General features: G+C 73.9%; 3 protein-coding genes. 2 read left to right on the top strand and 1 reads right to left on the bottom strand.

The window, feature by feature from the left end; all coding sequences use genetic code 11:
• On the bottom strand, positions 1–1,310 hold a 1,310-nt coding region (locus KME75_RS41080; RefSeq protein WP_219420390.1), incomplete at its 3' end, for a DUF222 domain-containing protein.
• A gap of 128 nt (positions 1,311–1,438) precedes the next feature.
• On the opposite strand from KME75_RS41080, the gene KME75_RS46475 reads away from it, so the two are divergent.
• Both KME75_RS46475 and KME75_RS41070 read left to right on the top strand, forming a co-directional pair.
• Positions 1,439–1,636 carry a hypothetical protein gene (locus KME75_RS46475; RefSeq protein WP_219420389.1) on the top strand — a complete coding sequence of 66 codons (198 nt, stop codon included), beginning with the start codon at positions 1,439–1,441 and terminating at the stop codon, positions 1,634–1,636.
• 50 nt (positions 1,637–1,686) lie between these two features.
• The gene (locus KME75_RS41070; protein WP_219420388.1) at positions 1,687–1,971 is read left to right on the top strand and encodes a hypothetical protein; all 285 of its coding nucleotides are present in this window, start codon (positions 1,687–1,689) and stop codon (positions 1,969–1,971) included.
• Positions 1,972–2,251: the final 280 nt, after the last annotated feature.

Here is a 2,251-nt window from a genome sequence, read left to right as displayed (position 1 = left end):
TCGCCGTCTCCGCCGTCGCCGTCTCCGCCGTCGCCGTCGCTGTCGCCGTCTCCGCCGTCGCCGTCTCCGCCGTCGCCGTCTCCGCCGTCGCCGTCTCCGCCGTCGCCGTCTCCGCCGTCGCCGTCGCGGTCGCCGCCGTCGCTGTCGTCGCCGTCTCCGCCGTCGCGGTCGCCGCCGTCGCCGTCGCTGTCGCCGTCGCGGTCGCCGCCGTCGCCGTCGCGGTCGTCGCAGTCGCGGCCGTCGCCGGGGTCGTCGTGCTCGTCGTGCTCGTCGGTGTCGCTGTTGCTGTCGCGGTCGGTGTCGTGGGTGTCGTCGGTGTCGGCGTGGTGGGTGCCGAACAGGGTCTGGTCGGTCATCACCAGGTGGATCTCGACCGGGACCGCGATGGCGGAGGCTTGTCCGGTGACCCGGGCGACCAGGGTGTCGGCCATGAGCTGGCTCCTGGTCCGCTGGTCGCCCGCGGCGATGCGGCTGTCGGCTTCGCGGCCCAGCGCGGCGTACATCGCCACCCCCTGCTCGACCGGGACCAGCCCGGACAGGATCGCCATGGTGTCCGGGGCCGGGCGGCAGGTGACCCGCCGCTCGGACGCGGCCCGGGCTCGCCGGCGCACCACCGCGGCCACGTCGAGTTGGCAGGCCAGTTTCTGGATCTCGGCGATCAGCTGCCGGTCGCCCCACCCGTGCAGCACCGTGGGGTCGGCGGCCAGTGCCTGATCGATCAGCTGGCGGTGGGGCAGGGACAGACACGCGGTCTCGCGGGCCAGCAGGGTGGCCCGCCATTCGGAGATCAGCCCGCGCTGCATCCCGGCCAGGGTGTGCGGCATCTCCGCGACCAGCACCAGCGCCAAACCCACGTGGCGGGTGCCGCGGTGCGCGGACTCGCGGCGGGCCAGCCCGACCTGCCCGCCCACCCCGCGCCCGTGCCGGGCCGCGGGTTCCCCGGCGCCGGCCTGCGCAGCGCACTGCGAAGCGTGCAGGGCGACCGTGACCCGCGCCTGCGCCGCGGCCGCGGCCGCCTTCAACTCTTCCAGCACCCGGATCTGGGCGATCCGCTGGTGATCGGAGACGTCGGTGGCGATCCGGGTCAGCTGCCCGACCCACCCCGCGACGACCGGCGCCCTGACAGCCTCGGCGCCCGCAGCGGCGTCCGCGTCGCCGGCGGCAGCGGCAGCGGCGTCCGCAGCGGAGACCGCAGCGGCGGCGCCGGCAGCGGCGTCGACCGTGGCAGCGTCGGCAGCGGAACCCGTCGCCCCGCCGGTCGCACCGACCCTCTCGAACAGGTGTGCGATTCTATCCGCGGGGTCCGACAAGAACGAGGGTGCCGGAGCGCCCTGTGGACAACTGCCCCGGCGCGGTTGCCGACACCCGCCGCCGGCCAGGGCCGCCGTCCCGCTCGCCCACCTCGAACCCACACGCTGCTTCTGCTGGGTGCGAGCGAGTGTTCAAGCTTGATCTGCCAGTCGCCGGCGCGGGCCAGCCGCCGCGACAGGGTCACGATCATGGCGATCTGGACCATGGCCAATACCCGCAGCCGTGGGCGGGCGTCTACGAGTCGCTGCCGGAGTGCCCGGACGAGCTGCTGCTGTCCTTCCACCACGTGCCCTACGGCCACGTCCTGCACAGCGGTCGACGGTGATCCAGCACGTGTAGGACACCCACTTCGCCGGCGTCGACGAGGTCGAGCGCATGTTGGAGACGTGGGCGGGCCTGGAGGGCTCGATCCCCGCCGCCGTGTTCGTCCGCGTGCGCGAGCGGCTGGCCGATCCGCTGCGATCCGCTCGGGAGTGGCGAGACCAGGTGTGCGCCTACTTCCTCCGCAAGTCCGGAGTACCGGACGCGCGGGGAGCTGATCGTCCAGCGCCGAGCGGCGCCCGTCTGCACCGACTGGGTGCTGGACGATCAGCTGCGCCGGGTCGAGACCGCGCCGACATGGCGCTGCAGCAGGAATCGGGCCGCGAACAGCCCGGGTAGCTGCTACAGCGCCAGAACGGGCGGGGCCCGGCCCCCGGGCAGCAGCACCGCCCGCCCCGACCGAGCAGCAGCACTGCCCGTCCCGACCGAGCAGCGCGCGCCCGCCCCGACCGCCGCGATCCCGTCCGGCCACAGCGGCCGACCCGTCGTCCCCTAGGTGAGCTAGGACCGAAGAAGTCGGTAAGAACGAGTCAAGTTTGGCCATCGCGAGCCGAGACTCAGGGGCGTAATGTGCTCCATGCTCGCTCCACAGCGCAACGACAGCGCACCTGACCTGCAT

This window comes from Pseudonocardia nigra, assembly GCF_019396355.1.
Classification (GTDB): domain Bacteria; phylum Actinomycetota; class Actinomycetes; order Mycobacteriales; family Pseudonocardiaceae; genus Pseudonocardia; species Pseudonocardia nigra.
The sequence above is the reverse complement of the archived record's forward strand: the minus strand, read 5'-3'. Positions and strand labels throughout refer to the sequence as shown.

What these genes read in the sequence shown, in the direction of transcription:
- KME75_RS41070 (WP_219420388.1), top strand. Translation starts at nt 1,687, where the DNA reads ATGTTGGAGACGTGGGCGGGCCTGGAGGGCTCGATCCCCGCCGCCGTG.